Origin of the sequence: Chitinophaga sp. (assembly GCF_036566945.1) — a bacterium.
Lineage (GTDB): Bacteria > Bacteroidota > Bacteroidia > Chitinophagales > Chitinophagaceae > Chitinophaga.
Genome location: NZ_DATCVJ010000013.1, coordinates 1 through 1,705, shown reverse-complemented (window position 1 = coordinate 1,705; position 1,705 = coordinate 1). Strand labels below are relative to the sequence as shown.

The window sequence follows — 1,705 nt, the reverse complement described above, 5'->3', positions numbered from 1 at the left end:
CTGGTGGTCCTTCCGGAGCATCCGGTACTTGCGGCGACAGCACTATTACTGGTGTTATTACCAGCAACATTACGCTGAAAAGCTGTAAAATTTACAAACTCGATGGTTTGGTGTATGTTAGTAACAATGCCACTGTAACTGTTGAAGCAGGTACTGTTATCAAGGGTATTAAAGGTGTTGCTGGTACTCCAGGTGGTGGCCTGATCGTTACCCGTGGTTCTAAACTGAATGCCGTTGGTACTGTTACAGATCCTATCATCTTTACTTCCAATGAAGCAGCTCCTGCTTCAGGCGACTGGGGTGGTATCGTATTGTTAGGTAAAGCACCTACCAATCATCCTGATTCTACAAAAGTAGAAGGTATTGGTGGAGTACCTCCGGCTAACGCATACTTTGGTGGCCCAACCAATAATGTTCCAGGCGACAATTCCGGTAGCCTGAAATATGTAAGAATTGAGTATGCTGGTTATGAGCTGTCTACAGACAACGAGCTGAATGGTTTAACATTAGGTGGTGTTGGTAGCGGTACGCTCCTGGATTACATTGAAGTGTACAAATCAAAAGATGATGCATTTGAATTCTTTGGCGGTACTGTAAATGCTTCTCACCTGGTAGCCATCGATGCGCTGGATGATATGTTTGATACAGATAACGGTTATTCTGGTACTATCTCTTACGCTATTGGTGTATCTGATCCTAACCGTGCTGACAAAAGCCAGTCCAATGGTTTTGAAAGTGACAACAATGCCACCGGTGCTGCACTGAGCCCGTATACGCATCCTACTTACAACAACATCACCATCATTGGTCAGCCAACATCTACCGCTGCTTCCATTACTAATGGTCTGCCTTCAGGTTCAGGTAAATATGGTCGCGCTGCTCACCTGAGAAGAAATGCTGAGTTTGTGATTAACAACTCTATTTTCCTTGGTTTCAATTATGGTATTTCTCAGGATTCAGCCTTACCTGCTGCTCCGGCTGCCAATACTTATACTAAGTATTTGTCAGGTACTTCTATCCTGAATACCAACTATGTACATGCTTATATCTTAGCATTTGATAAAGAATACAATAACACTGCATTCACTGCCATCACTCCGTCAGGTACTACCAATAAAGGATATGTAAACGCAGATCCTAACGCTAGTATCAAGTTGGCTAGTCCATTTGCTGCGACACGTGCTTTCAGTAATTATGTTCCTCAAACTTTGTCTCCTGCTAAATTAGCGGGTGCATTCCCTACAGGTAGCACTACCTGGGCTAATGGCTGGACAGTACTGTAAGATCTTTTTTCAGAGAACGTATAGGGGATAATCCCCTATACGTTTTTCATCTATTTAATTTTTATAAAACAGCGTACACGTGAATAAAATGATATTTGCTGCAACTAAATATTTTACTCTCTTCTTTTCAGTGTTGATGCTGGCAGTTGCCTGCCGCAAAGGTGATTTGGCGGAAGCGCACTATTTTGGTAAAGTCCATATTGACTTAATGAATCTTCCCAACACGCCTACCGTCATGATGTATTTTGATGGCAAACAACTGGATACTATCAAAGCCGTAGGAGGTAGTTCATTTGTGCTTCCTGCCGGAGGAAAGGGGAAATTATCGGCCTTCAATGCCTATAGCAAAGAGTGGTTAGCTGATACGCTTATTACGGTGGCGCCTAATGGAAAGCAGCAATTTAAATTTGCTTACAGCATTG

General features: G+C 42.8%; 2 protein-coding genes. Both read left to right on the top strand.

All coding sequences use genetic code 11. The annotated features are described in order from the left end of the window. Nucleotides 1-1,283 (top strand): hypothetical protein (locus VIP81_RS00360; protein WP_331956486.1); only part of this gene is annotated, 1,283 nt, incomplete at its 5' end. 79 nt (nucleotides 1,284-1,362) lie between these two features. Beyond that, a partial coding sequence (locus tag VIP81_RS00355; protein ID WP_331956485.1) for a hypothetical protein occupies nucleotides 1,363-1,705 on the top strand: 343 nt, incomplete at its 3' end.